Genomic DNA, 19,976 nt, shown 5'->3' with positions numbered 1-19,976 from the left:
AGTGGTGCGGACGGGAGTGCGGCGGGGGGTTCACGGCTGGTCGGGGTCGTCGAGCTCGGCCAGGACGGCGTCCTCGACGGCCTCGGCGAAGGCCCGCAGCGTCTGGTGGGCGAACAGCGTCCGGGTGGGCACCCGCACGCCGAACGCGGCCTCCACGGCGCCGACGACCTGGATGCTGCGGACGGAGTCGCCGCCGACGTCGAAGAAGTTGTCGTGGACGCCGACCCGTTCGAGCCCGAGGAGCGAGGCCCAGATGTCGGCGAGCGCCTCCTCGGTGACGGTCTCCGGCGCCTCGTAGCGCTCGTCGGACAGCCGGGACCAGTCGGGCGTGGGCAGCGCCCGGCGGTCGACCTTGCCGTTCGGGGTCAGCGGCAGCTCGTCGATGGGCAGCAGCACCGCCGGCACCATGTAGGCGGGGAGCATCCCGGCCAGCTTGGCCCGTACGGCCTCCGGTTCGGGCAGGGCCGCGGGGTCCTCCGGCAGGAGGTGGCCGACGAGCTGCTTGGCGCCGGACGGCGAGTCCGCCACCGCGACGGCGGCGCGGGCGACGCCGGGGCAGTCGGCGAGGGCGTTCTCGATCTCGCCGAGCTCGACGCGGAAGCCGCGGATCTTGACCTGTCCGTCGGCGCGGCCGATGAACTCGATCCGCCCGTCGGCGTTCCAGCGCACCACGTCGCCGGTCCGGTACAGGCGGCTCCCGGGCGGGCCGAACGGGTCGGCGACGAACCGTTCGGCGGTCAGCGCGGGCCGGTTCTCGTAGCCGCGGGCCACGCCGTCGCCGGCGAGGTACAGCTCACCGGCCACACCGACCGGCACCGGCCGCAGCAGCGCGTCCAGGACGTGGGCGCGGGTGTTGTCCATCGGCCGGCCGATGGGCGTCACGGCCGCCCGTGCCTCGTCGGGGGCGATGGGGGTGCAGGTGGCGAAGGTGGTCGTCTCCGTCGGACCGTACACATGGACGAGGGTGGTGTCCGGGCACGCCTCGGCGACCCGGGCGAACGCGGCGGGCCGCGCGGCCTCGCCGCCGGTCCACACCTCGCGCAGCCCGCCGAAGCAGCCCGGATCGGTCTGCGCGAACAGGTCGAACAGCGCGGTCGTCAGGAACATCGCGGTGACGCCGTGCTCCTGCGCGCAGGCGCGGATCGTCCGGGCCGTCAGATCACCGGCCGGGGCGACGGCGACGGTGCCGCCGGACAGCAGCGGCGCCCACACCTCGTAGGTCGCGGCGTCGAAGGCGTGCGGCGAGTGGAACAGCACCCGCTCGTGGGCACCCCGCCAGCGCCGGTCGCGGGTGAGGGACACGATGCTCCGGTGGCTGACGGTGACGCCCTTGGGGGTGCCGGTGGAGCCGGAGGTGAACATCACGTACGCGGCGCAGTCCGCCGGTACGCGGGGCAGCGGGACGTCCGTGCCGCCGGGTGCGGCGTCGCCCGTCCTGTCGTACGTGATCACCGGCACACCGGGGTCGACGAGCCGGTCGAGCATCGACGTGTCGGCGACGACCGCCGCGGCGGCGGTGTCCTCCAGCAGCCAGGCGACCCGGTCCGCGGGGAACGCCGCGTGGACGGGGACGTACGCCGCGCCCGCCTTCAGCACCGCCAGCATGGCCACGACGACCCGCGCGGAGCGCGGCATCAGCAGCAGCACCCTCGACTCGGGGCCGACGCCCCGCTCGGCCAGCAGCCGGGCCAGCCGGTCGGCCTCGGCGTCGAGCGCGGCGTACGTCAGCCGCTCGTCGTCGCCGGCGACGGCGACCGCGTCGGGCCGCAGCCGGACCTGCTCGGCGAACAGCTCCGGGACGGTGCGGCCGGGCACCTGTGCGGTCCCGCCGTCCTGGAAGGCCGCCAGCGCCGGGTCGCGGCGGGCGGGCATCCGGCCGAGCGGCACGTCGGCGGAGCCGGTCATGGCCCGGAGGATGTCCCGGAGGTGGTCCAGCAGGCCGCGCACGGTCGACCGGTCGAAGTGCTTCGGCTCGTACCCGAGGACCAGCCGGACCCGGTCGCCGGAGAAGGCGCTGAGCGTGAGCGGGTAGTTGGTCGCCTCATTGGCGGTGACGTCCTCCACGGTGAGGCCGTGGGCGCGGGCGGCGTCCTCGTCGACGGGGTAGTTCTCGAAGACGACGAGGCTGTCGAACAGGGTCGTGTCGGCGGGCAGTCCGGCCTCGGCCTGGACGCGCGCCAGCGGCAGGTAGTCGTGGTGCCGCGACTCGGTCTGCTGGAGCTGGATGTCCCGCAGCCACGCGGCGACCGGCTTGGCGGGGTCGAGGCGGACGCGGACCGGCAGGGTGTTGATGAAGATGCCGATGGCCGACTCGACGTCCGGCAGGTCGGTGGGGCGCCCGGAGGTGGTCGCGCCGAACACCACGTCCGTCCGGCCCGAGTACGCCGACAGCAGCAGCGCCCAGGCGCCCTGGACGACCGTGTTGACGGTCAGGCGGTGGCGCCTGGCGAAGTCGAGCACCGCGTCCGACAGCCCGGCGGGGACGTCCAGCTCCTCGCGTTCCGTGGCGCGCGCGGCGCGGACGTCCTCCGGTACGCGGTCGTAGGGCAGGGGGACGGGGGTGTCGTACCCGGCCAGGACGTCGCGCCAGTAGGCGTGGGCGGCCTGCGTGTCCTGCCCGCTCAGCCACACGTGGTAGTCCCGGAACGCCGGACGCGCCGGCAGGGTGCCGCCCCGGTAGGCGGTGAACAGGTCCTCCATCACCAGCGGCAGGCTCCAGCCGTCGAGCAGGATGTGGTGGAACGTCCACACCACCCGCACCCGCGACTCCGACAACCGGAACAACGCCACACGCGACAGGGGCGCGGCCGTCAGGTCGATGCCCGCCCGCTCGTCCGCCGCCGTGAACTCCGCCAGCGCGGCCCGCTGCTCCTCCTCCGACAGACCGCTCCAGTCCCCCACCGTCACGGGGAGGACGGCGGCGCGATGGACGATCTGCACGGGCTGCTCGACCCCCTGCCAGGCGATCGTCGTCCGCAGCACCGGCGTGGCGTCCACGAGCCGCTGCCAGGCGTCGGCGAGCGCCTGGATGTCGGTGACTCCGTCGAGCACCAGGAGGGTCTGCTCGAAGTACGAGGACGAGTCGGGCTCCAGGAGGGTGTGGAAGAGCATGCCCTGCTGCATCGGGGTCAGCGGCAGGATGTCCTCCACGTCCCGGCCGTCGCCCGCGAGCCGGTCCACCTCCGCCTGCGACAGGGAGACGAGCGGGAAGTCCGAGGGCGTCACCCCGCCCGCCCCGACGCTCAGGCAGTGGCCGATCAGCGCGGTCAGCTCCGCCGTGAACCGTTCGGCCAGGGCCGCCACGGTCGCCTCGTCGTGCACGTCCGTCGAGTACGCCCAGTCGAAGACCAGCCGCCCGTCCACGACCCGGCCGACCACGTCCAGCAGATGCGCCCGCTCCTCCTCCGGCGCGTACTCGCCGCCCGGATTGAGGTCGGAGGTGGCGAAGAGGCCGCCGCCCGCCGGACTGTCGAACTGGCCTAGGTAGTTGAAGCCGATCCGCGGTTCGGGGAGCGAGCCGAGTTCGCCGCGCAGGTGGCGCAGGGCTCCGTAGCCGATGCCCCGGTCGGGTACGGCGCGCAGGGCTTCCTTGGTGTGCTTGATCTGCGCGTCCCAGCCGTCGAAGGTCCGCAGCGCCACCGGGAACATCGTGGTGAACCACCCGACCGTACGGGACAGGTCCACCCCCTCGAACAGCTCCTCGCGGCCGTGCCCCTCCAGGTCGACCAGCAGCGCCTCCCGGCCCGTCCAGCCGCACAGCACCCGCGCCAGCGCCGCCAGCAGCACATCGTTCACCCGCGTCCGGTACACGCCCGGCACGTCCTGCAGCAGCCGCCGCGTCAACCCCGCCGGCAGCTCGCACCGCACGGTCTCCTGGGTGCCCATGAGGTTGGCGCCCTCGCGGTCCACCGGGATGCCGGCGGGGACGCCTTCGGCGAGCGTCGTCCAGTAGGGCAGTTCGGTGTCGAAGCCGCCCCGCGCGGTGTGGTCGGCCAGCCGTGCCGCCCAGTGCCGGAACGAGGTGGTCTTCGGGCCGAGGGGGACACGGCGGCACGCGGCGTCCAGGTCCTCGACCAGGACGCGCCAGGACACGCCGTCCACCACGAGGTGGTGCGCCGCGAACAGCAGCCGCGACGCCTCCGGGACGCCGCCGTCGAACAGCACCACCCGCACCAGCGGGCCGGCCACCAGATCCAGCCCCGACTGCACCCGCACCGAGTGCTCCCGCACCACCGCGTCCAGCTCAGCCCCCGACAGACCGCGCACGTCCACGGTCTCCACGACCCGCCCGACGTCCTCCGACTCCGCCACGGACAACCGCCCGTCCATTACCCGCAGCCGCAGCATGTCGTGCTGCCCCAGCAGCACCCCCACCGCCTCCGGCAGCACCGACGCCTCGAAACCCGCACCCGGCTCCAGCAGCACCGCCATGTTGAAGTGATGCGGCGCCCGCACATGCCGGCCCAGGAACCAGTCCACGATCGGCGTCACCGCCACCTCACCCGAGACCACACCCTGCTCGGCCTCCGGGGCGGCGCTCCGGCCCGGCGCGGCGGCCTCGGCGAGGGCGGCGACGGTCTGGTGGGCGAAGACGTCCTTGGAGGTGAGGTGGACGTTCTCGCGGCGGGCGCGGGAGACGACCTGGATGCTCAGGATCGAATCGCCACCCAGCTCGAAGAAGTTGTCGTGCACGCCCACCCGCTCCACGCCGAGCACCGAGGCGAACACCTCCGCCAGCACCCGCTCCACCGCGTCACGCGGCGCGACATACGCCGTGTCGTCCGAGGCCCAGACCGGGTCCGGCAGCGCCTTGGTGTCGGTCTTGCCGTTGACGGTCAGCGGGAGCGCGTCCAGCGGCACCACGGCCGCCGGGACCATGTGCGCGGGCAGCGCTTCGCCGACGGCGGCGCGCAGCGCGGCCGGGTCCAGGACCGTGCCGTCCTCGGGGACGACGTATCCGACGAGCCGCTTGGAGCCGGGGCGGTCCTCGCGGACGGTGACGACGGCCTGCCTGACGCCCCGCAGGGCGAGCAGCGCGGCCTCGATCTCGCCGGGCTCGATGCGGAAGCCCCGGATCTTCACCTGGTGGTCGACGCGGCCGATGAACTCCAGCTGCCCGTCGGCACGCCGGCGCACCACGTCGCCGCTGCGGTACATGCGGGCGCCGGGCGCGCCGAACGGATCGGCGACGAACCGCTCGGCGGTCAGGCCGGGCCGTCCCCAGTAGCCGCGGGCGAGCCCCGCGCCGCCGATGTACAGCTCGCCGGGGACCCCGTCCGGCACGGGACGCAGGAACGCGTCCAGGACGTAGACCGCGCTGCCGTCGACGCCGGTGCCGATCGGCGGTGTGGCGGCGCCGGACAGCGGCCCGCTCATGGTGGCGCACACGGTGGTCTCGGTGGGCCCGTAGGCGTTGACCAGGAGGCGGCCCCGCGACCAGCGGTCGGCGAGCTCGCCGGGCATCGCCTCTCCGCCGACCGCCAGGACCTCGAGTCCCGGCAGCTCCTCCGGGTCGAGGGTGGGCAGCACGGCGGGCGGCAGGAGCGCGTGGGTGACGCCGAAGTCGCGGATGACGTCCGCGAGTTCGTCACCGGCGAGCTTGTCGCGGGACGGGGTGACGAGGGCGGCGCCGTTGAGGAGGGAGGCGGTCCGCTCGAAGACGGCGGCGTCGAAACTGGGCGAGGAGAACTGCAGGGTGCGCGAGTCCGGCGTGATCCGCATCCGGTCGCGCTGGGTGCGCGCGAGCTCGGCCACGCCCCGGTGGCTCACCACGACGCCCTTGGGGCGGCCGGTCGACCCGGAGGTGTAGATCATGTACGCGGCGTCGTCGGGGCCGGTCTCCGGCAGGGCGTCGGCGGCCGGCGCCTGGTCGGCGTCCGCGGCTGTCGCGCCGGCGGAGGCGGGGGTCGTCTCCGCGGCGGCCGGTGCCGGGTCGCCGGCGGCCAGTTCGTCGAGGAGCAGCTGCCGCTCGGTGGCCGGAACGGCCCCGGCGAGGGAGCGCTCCGTGACGACCACGCGGATGCCGGAGTCGTCGACCATGTACTGGAGGCGGTCGAGCGGGTACGCCGGGTCCATCGGCAGATAGGCCGCGCCGGCCTTCATGACGCCCAGGTACGCCACGGTCTGCGCGGGTCCGCGTTCCAGGCAGACGCCGACGAACGCGCCGCGCCCCACGCCGTGGGCGCACAGCGCGCGGGCGACCCGGTCGGAGCGGGCGTCCAGCTCGGCGAAGGTCAGCTCCTCGTCCTCGCCGATCAGCGCGAGGCGCTCCGGGTGCCGCGCGGCCTGGCCGGTGAAGAGCGACACCAGGGTCTCGCCGCCGTCGCCGCGTCGGGCGGGGCCGCCGAGGACCTCCCGCCGCTCGGCGGGGGTGAGCAGCGGCACGGCGGCCAGGCGCCGGTCGGGGTCGGCGACGAGCGCGCCCAGCAGGTGGACCAGCCGGTCGAGGAGCCGGCGGGCGGTGTCCGCGTCGAAGTGGCGGGGGTCGTAGCGCAGGTGGAAGCCGATCCGGTCGCCGTCGTAGGCGGCCAGCATCAGCGGGTAGTTGACGGCCTCGTTGGCGGTGACGTCCTCCACGGTGAGGCCGTGGGCGCGGGCGGCGTCCTCGTCGACGGGGTAGTTCTCGAAGACGACGAGGCTGTCGAAGAGGCTCGTGTCCGCCGGGAGTCCGGTCTCCGCCTGGACGCGGGCGAGCGGCACGTAGTCGTGGTCGCGGGCCTCGGTCTGCTGGAGCTGGATGTCCCGCAGCCACGCGGCGACCGGCTTGGCGGGGTCGAGACGGACGCGGACCGGCAGGGTGTTGATGAAGATGCCGATGGCCGACTCGACGTCCGGCAGGTCGGTGGGGCGTCCGGAGGTGGTCGCGCCGAACACCACGTCGGTCTGACCCGAGTGGGCGGACAGCAGCAGCGCCCAGGCCGCCTGCACCACGGCGTTGACGGTGAGGCGGTGGTGCCGGGCGAAGTCGTGGACGGTGGCGGTCAGGGCGGCGGGCAGGTCCTCGACGAGCCGGGCGGTGGAGCGGGTGGCGCGCACGTCGTCGGGCACCCGGTCGTAGGGCAGGGGGACGGGGGTGTCGTACCCGGCCAGGACGTCGCGCCAGTAGGCGTGGGCGGCCTGCGTGTCCTGCCCGCTCAGCCACACGTGGTAGTCCCGGAACGCCGGACGTGCCGGCAGGGCGCCGCCCCGGTAGGCGGTGAACAGGTCCTCCATCACCAGCGGCAGGCTCCAGCCGTCGAGCAGGATGTGGTGGAACGTCCACACCACCCGCACCCGCGACTCCGACAACCGGAACAACGCCACACGCGACAGCGGTGCGACGCTCAGGTCGATGCCCGCCCGCTCGTCCGCCGCCGTGAACTCCGCCAGCGCCGCCCGCTGCTCCTCCTCCGACAGACCACTCCAGTCCCCCACCGTCACGGGGAAGGCGGCGGATCGGTGCACCCGCTGGACCGGCTCGTCCAGGTCCTCCCACGCCAGGGAGGTGCGCAGGGCGGGCGTGGCGTCGGCCACCTGCTGCCAGGCACGGGCGAGGCCCTGGACGTCGGTGACTCCGTCGAGGACGAACAGCACCTGTTCGAGGTACGCGGAGGAGTCCGGCTCCAGGAGGCTGTGGAAGAGCATGCCCTGCTGCATCGGGGTCAGCGGCAGGATGTCCTCCACGTCCCGGCCGTCGCCCGCGAGCCGGTCCACCTCCGCCTGGGAGAGCGGCACCAGCGGGAAGTCCGACGGGGTGGCACCGCCCGCCCCGTCGGCCAGGCAGTGGTCGATCAGCGCGGTCAGCTCCGCCGTGAACCGTTCGGCCAGGGCCGCCACCGTCGCCTCGTCGTGCACGTCCGCCGAGTACGCCCAGTCGAAGACCAGCCGCCCGTCCACCACCTGCCCGACCACGTCCAGCAGATGCGCCCGCTCCTCCTCCGGCGCGTACTCGCCGCCGGGGTTCAGCACGACCGACTCGTACAGGCCGTCCTCGCCGCGCGGGTCGAACTGCCCCAGGTAGTTGAAGCTCACCCGGGGCGCCGGGACCTCTTCGAGCGCGCCGCGCAGATGGCGCAGTACGCCATAGCCCAGGCCCCGGTCGGGTACGGCGCGCAGGGCTTCCTTGGTGTGCTTGATCTGCGCGTCCCAGCCGTCGAAGGTCCGCAGCGCCACCGGGAACATCGTGGTGAACCACCCGACCGTACGGGACAGGTCCACCCCCTCGAACAGCTCCTCGCGGCCGTGCCCCTCCAGGTCGACGAGCAGCCGCTCGTGCCCGGTCCAGCCGCACAGCACCCGCGCCAGCGCCGCCAGCAGCACATCGTTCACCCGCGTCCGGTACACGCCCGGCACGTCCTGCAGCAGCCGCCGCGTCAACCCGGCCGGCAGTCCGGAGCGCACCATCCGCTGGGTGCCCATGAGATTGGCGCCGTCGCCGTCCACGGGGATCCCGGCCGCGGCCCCGGCGGTGGCCTCGGTCCAGTACGGCGTCTCCGCGTCGAAGCGGCCTTCGGCCGCGGCGGCCGTGAGCAGCCGCGCCCACTGCGGGAACGAGGTGGTCTTCGGGCCCAGCGGCAGACGGCGGCAGGCCCTGCTCAGGTCTTCGACCAGGACGCGCCAGGACACGCCGTCCACCACGAGGTGGTGCGCCGCGAACAGCAGCCGCGACGCCTCCGGGACGCCGCCGTCGAACAGCACCACCCGCACCAGCGGACCGGCCACCAGATCCAGCCCCGACTGCACCCGCACCGAGTGCTCCCGCACCACCGCGTCCAGCTCAGCCCCCGACAGACCGCGCACGTCCACGGTCTCCACGACCCGCCCGACGTCCTCCGACTCCGCCACGGACAACCGCCCGTCCACCACCCGCAGCCGCAGCATGTCGTGCTGTCCCAGCAGCACCCCCACCGCCTCCGGCAGCACCGACGCCTCGAAACCCGCACCCGGCTCCAGCAGCACCGCCATGTTGAAGTGATGCGGCGCCCGCACATGCCGGCCCAGGAACCAGTCCACGATCGGCGTCACCGCCACCTCACCCGACACCACACCCTGGTCCGTGAGGGTGCGCCCGCCGTCGTCGGGGACGGCCACGGCCGCCAGGCCCGCGACGGTCTGCCGGACGAAGACGTCCTTCGAGGTGATCAGCAGGCCCTCACGGCGGGCGCGGGAGACGACCTGGATGCTCAGGATCGAATCGCCGCCCAGCTCGAAGAAGTTGTCGTGCACGCCCACCCGCTCCACGCCGAGCACCGACGCGAGCACCTCCGCCAGCACCCGCTCCACCGCGTCGCGCGGCGCGACATACGCCGTGTGGTCGCAAGCGTCCGGGGCGGGGGCCGGCAGAGCGCGCCGGTCGACCTTGCCGTTGGCGTTCAGCGGCAGGGCGTCGAGGGGGACGAGGACCGCCGGGACCATGTACTCGGGGAGCCGCTCGGCCAGGCGGGCGCGGACGCCGTCGAGGTCGAGCGGGGCGTCGTGGCCGCGCTCGGCGACCACGTATCCGACGAGCCGCCTGGAGCCGGTGCCGGCGGCGTGCACCACGACGGTCGCCTCGCCGATCTCGGGCAGCCGCAGCAGCGCGGCCTCGATCTCGCCGGGCTCGATGCGGAAGCCGCGGATCTTCACCTGCGCGTCGACGCGCCCCTGGTACTCCAGGACGCCTCCGGCCGTCCAGCGCACCAGGTCGCCGGTGCGGTAGACCCGGTCGCCGGGCGCGCCGTACGGGTCGGCGACGAACCGTTCGGCGGTCAGGTCGGGGCGCCCCCAGTAGCCGCGGGCGAGGCCGGCGCCGCCGATGTACAGCTCGCCGGTGACGCCTTCCGGTACGGGGCGCAGGAATCCGTCGAGGACGAGCAGGCGGGTGTCGTCGAGGGCGGTGCCGATGGGCAGCGTCGACGCCTCGCCGTCGTCGGGCTCGTAGGGGTGGACGGTGGCGAAGGTGGTGGTCTCGGTGGGCCCGTAGCCGTTGAGGACGAGCAGTCCGGGGCAGGCGTCCGTGACCTTGCGGACGGCCTGCGCGTTCGCCGCCTCGCCGCCGGTGATCACGGCGCGCATCCCGGAGAAGCAGTCCGGCGCCTGGTTGGCGTACAGGTTGAACAGGGACGTCGTGACGAAGGTCGAGTGGACGCCGTGGGCGTCGACCAGCGCGCCGAAGCCCGCCGCGTCGAGCGGCTCGGGCGGGGCGACGACGACGCTTCCGCCGTTGAGCAGCGGCACCCAGATCTCGTAGGTCGCGGCGTCGAAGGCGTGCGCGGAGTGGAACAAGGTCCGGTCGTGGCGGCCGTCGCGCCAGCGGCTGTCGACGGCGAGCCGGGTGATGTCGTCGTGGGTGACGCCGACGCCCTTCGGGGTGCCGGTGGAGCCCGAGGTGAACATGGTGTAGGCGAGCTGGCCCGGGTGGTGTGTGGAGGTCCCGGTGAGCGGCTCCCGCGGGCCCTCGGACGTGGGGCGGCCGTCCGTGTCGAGGACGATCAGGGGCAGCCCGGTGTCCTGCGGGACCCGGTCGGCGGACGCCTCGTCGGCGATCACGCAGACCGCCCCGGTCTGGGCGATGAGGGCGCGGACCCGGTCCAGCGGATGCCCGGCGTGCGCCGGTACGTAGGCGCCGCCCGCGCGGAGCACGGCGAGCATGGAGACGACGACCTGCACGCCGCGTTCGAGGACGAGGACGACGGGGGTCTCGGCGCGCACCCCGGCGGCGCGCAGCCGGCCGGCCAGGTCGTCGGCGCGGGAGCGGAGTCCGGCGTACGTGAGGTGTCCGGCGGGGCCGATGACGGCGGTGGCGTCGGGGAGCCGCGCGGCGACGTCCGCGAACAGTTCGGGGACGCCGGGCACGGGGGTCTGCGGGGCGCGGCCCGACCACCGGTCCAGCTGCCGCCGCTCGTCGGGGGAGAGCAGGTCCAGGGCGGCGAGCGGCAGGCGGGGCCGGGCGGCGGCGGCGACGACGAGGCGGCGCAGGCGTGCGCCGAGGCGGCGTACGGACGCCTCGTCGAAGAGGTCGGTGTTGTACTCGAAGGCCACCTCGAGGCCGCCGTCGCGCTCCTCGTACTCCACCACCAGGTCGAACAGGGAGCGGGTGCGGGGCAGCCGCACCTCGCCGACGTCGAGGCCGGGCAGGTCGACCTGCCGGGGCAGGGTGTTCTGCAGCACCATCATCGCCTGGAAGAGCGGGGTGCGGGCCGGGTCGCGTTCGGTGACCAGTTCCTCGACGAGCCGGTCGAAGGGCAGTTCGTGGTCGAAGGCTTCCATCACGGTGGTGCGCACCGCGTCGACGAAGGACGCCACGGTGTCCGTGGCGCGCGGCCGGGAGCGGATGACGACGGGATTGACGAAGAAGCCGACCAGGTCGTGGGTCTGCTGGTGGTCGCGGCCCGCGGAGGCGACGCCCAGGGCCACGTCGGCGCTGCCGGAGGCGGTGGCGAGCAGCAGCTGCGTCATCGCGGTCAGCGTCGTGAACAGCGTCGCGCCTCGGCCGCGGCCCAGCTCCTTGAGCGCCTCCGTCTCGGCGCCGGTCAGGGTGAGGCGGTGCACCGCGCCGCTGGTGGTGCGGACCTCGGGGCGGGGCCGGTCGGTGGGCAGGGCGAGCGGCTGGACCTCGTCCAGCTGCCGTGCCCAGTAGGCGAGCCGTTCGGCGGTCGCGGCGCGGTCCCGGTCGGCGTGCTCCCAGGCGGCGAAGTCGGCGTACTGGAGGGCCGGTTCGGCGGGCGGGGCGGACCGCGGGTCGGTGGCGGCCCGGTAGAGCGCCTTGAGGTCGCGGGTCAGCACGTCCAGGGACCAGCCGTCGCTGACGATGTGGTGGGTGCTCAGGACGAGGACGTGCTCGTCGGCGGCGAGCCGCACCAGGAGCGTCCGCAGCAGCGGGCCCGACGTCAGGTCGAAGGGCGTCTCCACCTCGGCGAGCAGCAGCGCGGACAGCGCCTCGTCGCGGTCGGCGGGCGGCAGGCCGGACAGGTCCCGCTCGTCGAGGGCGAGCGGGGCGTCGGCGGCGGGGTGGACGCGCTGGACGGGGTGGCCGCCGTCCTCGTGGAAGGTGGTGCGCAGCGACTCGTGCCGGGCGAGCAGCCCGCGCAGCGCCGTCCGCAGGGCGGGCACGTCGAGGTCGCCGCGCAGCCGGTAGGCGCTGCCGGTGTAGTACTCGGTGGAGCCGCCCTCGTACTGGTCGAGGAACCACAGCCGGCGCTGGGCGGACGACAGCGGCAGCGGGCGGTCGCGGTCGGCGCGGGGTATGGCGTCGCCGGCGGGGGCGGCGGTCAGGCCCCGCGCGACCAGTTCGGCGACGGTGGGGTGGGCGAACAGGGCGCGTCGTGCGGCGCGGGCGCCGAGCCGGGCCTCGATGCGCGACAGGGCCTGGACGGCGCGGATGGAGTCGCCGCCGAGGTCGAAGAAGTCGTCGTGGACACCGACCCGGTCCACGCCGAGGATCTCCGCGAACACCTCGGCGACGGTCCGCTCGGCGGCGTCGCGCGGGGCGACGTACTCGCCGACGAGCTGGGACGGGGACGGTTCGGGCAGCGCCGCGCGGTCGGTCTTGCCGTTGACGGTGAGCGGCAGGGCGTCCAGCACGACGACGGCCTGCGGCACCATGTAGGCGGGCAGTTCGCGCGCCAGGGCGGTGCGGATCGCGGCGGGCGTCGGGGCGGGGCCGTCGGTGCCGGGGACGGCGTACGCGACGAGCCGGCGGTGGCCGGTGCGGTCCTCGCGGACCATCGCGACGGCGTGGGCGATGCCCGGCTGCCGCATGGCGGCGGCCTCGATCTCGGCCGGTTCGATGCGGAAGCCGCGCAGCTTCACCTGGTCGTCGACGCGGCCGGCGAACTCCAGCCGGTCGTCGCCGGTGCGCCGCACCAGGTCGCCGGTGCGGTACATGCGCGCGCCGGCGGGGCCGTACGGGTCGGCGACGAATCGTTCCGCTGTGAGGTCGGGGCGGCCCCAGTAGCCGCGGGCCAGCCCCTCGCCGGCGATGTACAGCTCGCCCGTGGCGCCCGCGGGTACGGGCCGCAGCGCTTCGTCGAGAACGTACACGCGGGTGCCGTCGACCGCGGTGCCGAGCGGCGGGGTGCCGTCGCCTTCGAGGGGGGCGCTCATGGTGGCGCACACGGTGGTCTCGGTCGGACCGTAGCCGTTGTACATGCGGCGGCCGCGCGACCACAGGCCGGCCAGCTCGCCCGGGCACGCCTCGCCGGCCACCATGAGGGCGGCGAGGCCGGGCAGGTCGTCGGGGTTCATGGTGGGCAGCACGGCGGGCGGCAGCGTCGCGTGGGTGATGGCGAAGTCGCGCAGCGTCCGGGTCAGTTCGGCCCCGGCGAGGCCGCCCCGGCCGGGTACGACGAGGGCGGCGCCGTTCAGCAGCGACTTGGTCACCTCGAAGACGGACGCGTCGAAGCTGGGCGAGGCGAACTGCAGCACCCGCGAGTCGGGCGTGACCCCCATGCGTTCGCGCTGGGTGCGGGAGAGGTCGGCGATGCCGCGGTGGGTGACGACGACGCCCTTGGGCCGGCCGGTGGAACCCGAGGTGTAGATCATGTACGCGGCGTCGTCGGGGCCCAGCTCCACGGCGGGCGCGTCGGCCGCCCCGGAACCTTCCAGCTCCGCCACGAGGACCCGGTCCGCCCGGTCCGGCACCCGGTCGGCCACGGACGGCTGGGTGACGACCAGGCCGAGGCCGGAGTCGTCGGCCATGTAGCGCAGCCGCTCCGCCGGATGGGCCGGGTCGAGGGGGACGTGGACACCGCCCGCGCGCATCACGGCGAGCATCGCCACGACCAGGGCGGGACCGCGCTCCAGGCACACCCCGACGAGCGTCCCGCGCCGCACGCCCCGGCCGTGCAGCACTGCGGCCGCCCGTGCCACGCGCGCGTCGAGTTCGGCGTAGCTCATCGAGCCGGATTCGGCCACCAGCGCGGTCGCGTCGGGCCGGCGGGCCGCCTGGGCGCCGAACAGCGCCGGCAGCGTCCGGTTCTCCGCATGCTGGGCAGAAGCCACGGTTGCTACTCCTTCGAGAGCGGTGCGCGCCGCCGCGTCGGCCTGGCGCGTGAAGGGAGCCGCACGCCGGTGCGGCTTGTCGCGTACGGGGAAAGGGCAGGGCGCTGCCGCCGGGCGGGGCGTCGGCGGCAGCGCGGCTGGGGGGACGTGGAGCGGGTGGGCGCCAGGGGCCCGGGTCAGGCGGCCTGGCGGGAGGGGGCGTTCGCCCTGCGCAGGGTGCGGCCGTTGTACTGCATGAGGTCGGCGGGGCGGCCCTTCGCGGAGCTGAGGAACCGGCCGCTGAACAGCACGTCGCCCTGGTCCTCGGCCCGCACGCTGAAGACGAGGTCCGCTCCGACGGTGAGGAGCCCCGACACGCCGTTGTCGGCGTCGAGGCGGAGCGTGCCGCCGCCGGCTCCCTCGGGGGAGACCCTTATGGCGAGCTCGCCGTTCACGAACTCCCCGGCGAGCGCGGCGGCCTCGTCGTAGGGGCGGTCGGCGGGGGCGGGCTGCTCGTAGTGGCCGACGCGCAGTCCGAGGCGGTCCAGCTCGCCGACGAGGTCGAGCCAGGCGGCCAGGCCGGTGGTGGAGTTGGTGGTGAAGGCGAGCACGGTGCCGCCGGCCGGGTCGACGCGGACGTTGCAGGAGCCGCCGTCGAGGGTGCCGTCGTGGCCCAGCCACAGGGTGTCGCCGCCCGGGTAGAGGCCCCATCCCGCGCCCCAGCCGGCGGCCAGTCCGAACGGGTCGGCGGCCGGTACGGCGCGCCCCATGGCGGCGAGCGCCTCGGGGTCGGCTATGTCGGCGTCCAGGGCCTCGTGGCCCTCGCCCAGGAAGGCCCGGCCGAAGCGGACCAGGTCGGTGGCGCTGCCCGCGATGCCTCCGGCGGCGGCGAGGGTGGGCTCGCAGTAGAAGTCGACCGGTTCGGTGCGGCCGGTCCGCGCGTCGACGGCGTGGCCGCTGACGGTGGCGCCCGGGGCGCGGCCTATTCGGGGGTCCTCGACGAAGGCGAGGTCCAGCCCGGCGGGGCGTATCACGTAGGACTCCAGCGAGTCCCACCAGCTCTGCCCGGTGATCACCTCTATGACGTACGCCGCCACGGCGTAGCCGGTGTTGGAGTACGAGAACGCGCTGCCGGGCACCCCGAAGTGGCCGTGGCGCACCACCGACTCGAAGTAGCGTCGCAGGGACGGCGAACGCATCGGGGCGCCCTCGTGGTCGGAGACGAGGCCGGCGGTGTGGCTGAGCAGCTGGCGGAGCGTCACCGTGCGCATCGGGTGGTCCGCGGGCACCGCGCGGTGTCCCGCGAGGTCCGCGAGGGGCGCCATGACCGGCGCGTCGAGCTCCGCCTCGCCCTCCTCGACCAGCTGCATCACCAGCGCGGCGGTGAAGACCTTGCTCACCGAGCCGTAGGCGAAGCGGGAGCGGGGGGACACCGGCGCGTCGGCGCCGATCCGCTCGACGCCGGCGCAGACCTCCCGCAGCGCACCGTCCCGGTACAAGGCGAGCTGGGCTCCGGGAATCCGGTGCTCACGGACCAGCCTGTGAACTATGCCGGAGAGGACGTCGACGTCCATGATCGCTCTCGTACCCCCGTTCGAGAGTGCCGCGGCGAGGGCGGCCGGGCGGCGGGATTCGGGATGGCCGGCTCTACTCGGTTCAGGTAGGGCCAGCAGGACTTCGCGTCACAGACTCATCTATACCGTCGGCGATCTCAAGATCCTCCACCCCCAACCGAAAACTGCACGTCAGCGCTCCGCTACGCACAGGTACGAAAGCGTCTCGCGGCGCGACCGCGCGGCCCCGCGCAAGAGCGACTTTCGGAAGGGCGCGAGCCGCCGGACCGCGCGGAGGGTGTCCGGGACTCGCCGGCGGCACCCGCTACGGTGGGCGCGGGAGGCCGGCGACGAGGGTGTCGCGCCCCGGTCCGGGACCGGCGGGGCGCGAGGTGGCGCCGGCGCCGCTGGACGGATCCCTCACCACACCGCTGGAGGGGCATGCGCATCAGGGCGATGTCCGGGACCGAGATCGACAGCGTCGCCGGCTTCACCGTGGAGGAGCCGGTCGGCGGGATCACGGGCGACCGGTTCCGCCGGGAGTTCGCCGAGCGGCGCTACCGCCCGGAGTGGACGTGGATCGCCGAGGACGACGCGGGGCGGATCACGGCGCGGGCCCTGTGGTGGGGCAAGCCCGACAGCGAGCATCCGATCGCGCTGGACTGCCTGCGCGTCATCCCCTCCGCCGGGGACCGGGCCGCCCTCGCGGCGGCGCTCCTGGCGGCCGGGCACGCCGCGTTCGAGCGGGCCGGCGCGGCGAAGCGGCCGCGGTACGACATCTCGCTGGCGCACGGCTGGCGCGACCGCCCGGACGCGGCGGCCGCGGTGGCCTGGCGGAGCGAGGCGGCGCGGCGTTCCGGGCTGACCGGGAGCGTCGAGCGGCTGCGGTACGCGTGGACGCCCGCGGCCGGGGTCCCGGCGCCGGCCACCCGGCTCGTCTTCCGGCCGGACGCCGACGACGAGGCGTTCCTCGACGCCTTCGGGCGGATCGCCGTCGGCAGCCTGGACGTGGCGACCCGGCGGGAGCTGCCGGTCCTCGGAGCGGACCGGCAGGCCCGCGACGACCTGGAGTTCTACCTCGGCTGTCCCGGCGAGCGGGAGTGGTGGCGGCTGGCGTACACCCCCGAGGGGGAGCTGGCCGGCATGGCGATCCCGTCGGCGACGCCGTACAACCGCAACGTCGGCTATCTGGGCGTGGTGCCGGCGATGCGCGGGCGCGGCTACGTCGACGAGGTGCTCGGGGAGATCACACGCCTGCACGCCGCCGACGGCGCGCGGCTCGTCACCGCGACGACGGACACCACGAACACGCCGATGGCCGCGGCGTTCGAGCGGGCCGGCTACCGCGTCACGGAGATCCGGCTCGTCTTCGAGGCGCCGCCGCGCTGAACGGCCCGGGCGCCCCGCCGGAGGCGGCGAGGGCGGCGGACGGGACCCGGGAGCGGGCACCCGGGCTGCCGCGGCCGTCGGCACGGCGGGGGCGGTCCCGGCCCCGGAGGACGCCGGGCGCGGGGGTCCGGCGGCGAACGTCTGTGCCTTCGCTCACACCGCCGAAGCGCCCATTTCCCCGGCCCAACTCGTGGGTAATGTAGCGGTGTTGTGGTTCACAACTTCTACCCACGGAGGACGTCTTGTCCGCATCCGTCATCCTGGCCGGGGCCCGTACCCCCACCGGCCGCCTCCTCGGGGCACTGAAGGACTTCTCCGGCGTGCAGCTCGGGGCCATCGCGATCAAGGCGGCCCTGGAGAAGGCGGGCGTGGCGCCCGAGCAGGTGGAGTACACGATCATGGGGCAGGTGCTCACCGCGGGCGCCGGGCAGATCCCCGCCCGCCAGGCCGCGGTGGCCGCCGGCATCCCGATGAGCGTCCCGGCGCTGACCGTCAACAAGGTGTGCCTGTCGGGCATCGACGCGATCGCGCTCGCCGACCAGCTGATCCGGGCCGGCGAGTTCGACCTGATCGTGGCGGGCGGCCAGGAGTCCATGTCGCAGGCCCCCCACATGCTCCCCAAGTCCCGCGCGGGCTTCAAGGCCGGTGACGTGCCGCTGGTCGACCACATGATGTACGACGGGCTGTTCTGCCCCTTCGACCAGCTGAGCATGGGCGCGTCGACGGACAAGTACAACAGCCGCTACGCCGGGGTGACCCGCGAGAAGCAGGACGCCTTCGCCGCGGCGTCGCACCAGCGGGCCGCCGCCGCGACGGCCGCCGGGCGGTTCGCCGAGGAGATCGCGCCGGTGACGGTCCCGCAGCGCAAGGGCGACCCGATCGTGCGGGACACCGACGAGGGAGTGCGCCCCGACACCAGCGTGGAGATCCTGGCGAAGCTGCGCCCCGCCTACGGCGCCGACGGCACCATCACGGCGGGCACGGCGTCGCAGATCTCCGACGGCGCCGCGGCCGTGGTCGTGGCGAGCAAGGCCAAGGCCGAGGAGCTGGGCCTGGAGTGGATCGCGGAGATCGGCGCGCACGGCGTCGTCGCCGGGCCCGACGCGAGCCTCCACGAGCAGCCGTCGAACGCCATCAAGGCGGCGCTGGCCAAGGCCAAGCTGGAGACGACCGACCTGGACCTGGTGGAGATCAACGAGGCGTTCGCCGCCGTCGGGATCGTCTCCACCGAGCAGCTCGGCGTCAGCCCGGACATCGTGAACGTCGACGGCGGGGCCATCGCGCTCGGCCACCCGATCGGCGCCTCGGGCGCCCGGCTCATCGTGCACCTGGCGTACGAGCTGCGCCGCCGCGGCGGCGGTCTCGGCGCGGCCGCGCTGTGCGGCGGCGGCGGTCAGGGCGACGCCCTGCTGCTGCGCGTACCGTCCGCCTGACGCCCCGTCCACCCGCCCGGCGGCCCCGCACCGGGGCCGCCGGGCGGTCGTGGTCCTGGTTTCAGCGCGCGTATACCGGGCCCGCCCGCGGCCGTCCCAGGGCGTGGGTGCCGGGTCCAGTCGCGCGGCCCTCAAGGCGTGGGCGCCCGGTCCGCCCCTGCGGGTCTCACCGCGGGGAGCAGCGTGCACACCAGGGCGGCGCACAGGATGTTGACCGCCATGGCCGCGATGAACACCCGGTGGTAGGAGGCGATACCGCCGGGGTCGGGGCCCGACGCCATGATCGCGGCGAAGCCGGCGACTCCCACCGCGCCGCCGATCTGGCGCACCGTCAGCGTCATCCCGAGGCCGCCCGCGAACAGCGGCGGCGGCACCGCCCCGGCCGCCAGCGACGACAGGCAGGTGAGGGCCAGGCCCAGCCCGCCGCCGCCGAGGACCGCCGCCGGGAGCCAGCCGCCCAGGAAGTCGGGCGTGGGGCCGAAGAGGTCGGACGCCCAGAGGGCGTTGCTGCCGGTGAAGGAGAGCGCCCCCAGCACCGCCGTCTTCACCTGGGCCGCCGGCCGGGTGAGCCGTCCGGCGGCCAGGGAGCCGACCGTCGAGGCGACGGCCCCGACGCTCAGCGCGCCGGCCGTCCGCAGGACCGGCCAGTTCCAGATGTGGGCGGCGAAGAGCGGCGCGGCCAGCATCCAGGCGAACATCGTCGCGTTCAGCATGCCGAGGCCCGCGTTCGCCGTCCGGTAGACGGGGCTGCGCCACACGACCGGCTCCAGGGCAGGCGCCGCGTGGCCGCGTGAGCGCAGCACGGTCACGCCGACCAGCGCGAGCCCGCCGAGCCCGAGCCCGGCGGTCCGGATGTCGCCCCAGCCCCAGGCGTGCCCCTCGGTGAGCGCGGTCACCACCCCGCCGACGCCCAGGACGAGCGCGGCGCTGCCCACCGCGTCCGGCAGCCGGCCCCCGCTGCCGCGCGACCACCCTCTCGGCAGGGCCACGGCCGCGGCGGCCAGCATGGCCCCGCACAGCGGGAGGTTGACGAAGAACACCGACCGCCAGCCGAAGCCGCGCAGCAGCAGCCCGCCGGCGGCCGGGCCGACGACGGCGGAGAACCCGGCCACCGCGGACCAGGTGCCGACCGCCCGGGCGATCCGCCCGCGCGGTGTCGCGGCGAGGATCAGACCGAGGGCTGCGGGGATCATGCCGCCGGCCGCCGCGCCCTGGACGCACCGGGCCGCGATCAGCCACCAGAGGGACGGCGCCACGGCGCACAGGAGCGAGGCGGCGGTGAAGGCCCCCAGGGACCAGAGGAACACGGTGCGCCGGCCGACGCTGTCGGCGATCCGCCCGGCGGGGGTGAGCACCGCCGCCAGCAGGACCGTGTAGCCGCCGAGGACCCAGGCCGCGGTGTCGAGCGAGGCGCCGGGGAAGTCGTCCAGGACGTCCGGGAAGGCGAGGGTGACGATCGACAGGTCGAGGAAGGCCATGAAGCCGGCGCCGCTGCACAGCGCCAGTACGAGCGCGGGGTCCGCCGGGCGCGAGGGGCTTCGCGCGCCGCCGTCCCGGCCGTGGGCCGGCTCCTCGGGCATGTCGGTCGGCCCCCTCGGCTCGTCTGCGCCTCGTACCCCGCGGTGATCAACTGACTGTGCGGACCGGCTGGTTGAGGTGGTGC

5 protein-coding genes are annotated in these 19,976 nt (G+C 74.9%); 2 read left to right on the top strand and 3 right to left on the bottom strand.

Annotated elements, in window-relative coordinates:
• Positions 1–30: 30 nt before the first annotated feature.
• Positions 31–13,959, bottom strand: a complete 13,929-nt coding sequence (locus tag ACSUPT_RS23240; RefSeq protein WP_436945423.1) for an amino acid adenylation domain-containing protein — start codon at positions 13,957–13,959, stop codon at positions 31–33.
• A gap of 176 nt (positions 13,960–14,135) precedes the next feature.
• Positions 14,136–15,512: a serine hydrolase domain-containing protein gene (locus ACSUPT_RS23235; RefSeq protein ID WP_351968001.1), complete on the bottom strand. Its 1,377-nt coding sequence runs from the start codon at positions 15,510–15,512 to the stop codon at positions 14,136–14,138.
• A 420-nt stretch (positions 15,513–15,932) separates the two neighbouring features.
• Here ACSUPT_RS23235 and ACSUPT_RS23230 point away from each other — a divergent pair, with 420 nt between their 5' ends.
• Both ACSUPT_RS23230 and ACSUPT_RS23225 read left to right on the top strand, forming a co-directional pair.
• On the top strand, positions 15,933–16,880 hold the full coding sequence (locus tag ACSUPT_RS23230; protein ID WP_436945422.1) for a GNAT family N-acetyltransferase: 948 nt from the start codon (positions 15,933–15,935) through the stop codon (positions 16,878–16,880).
• Between the two features lie 242 nt (positions 16,881–17,122).
• Positions 17,123–18,313 (top strand): acetyl-CoA C-acetyltransferase, encoded by a 1,191-nt coding sequence (locus tag ACSUPT_RS23225; RefSeq protein WP_351968003.1) that lies wholly within the window; start codon positions 17,123–17,125, stop codon positions 18,311–18,313.
• 131 nt (positions 18,314–18,444) lie between these two features.
• Here ACSUPT_RS23225 and ACSUPT_RS23220 read toward each other — a convergent pair whose 3' ends face one another.
• Positions 18,445–19,893 carry an MFS transporter gene (locus ACSUPT_RS23220; protein WP_436945421.1) on the bottom strand — a complete coding sequence of 483 codons (1,449 nt, stop codon included), beginning with the start codon at positions 19,891–19,893 and terminating at the stop codon, positions 18,445–18,447.
• Between the last annotated feature and the right edge of the window lie 83 nt (positions 19,894–19,976).

Source organism: Streptomyces sp. SudanB25_2051 (genome assembly GCF_964272635.1).
GTDB lineage: Bacteria > Actinomycetota > Actinomycetes > Streptomycetales > Streptomycetaceae > Streptomyces.
Note: the sequence above shows the minus strand (reverse complement) of the source record. Positions and strands in the feature narration are given on the sequence as shown.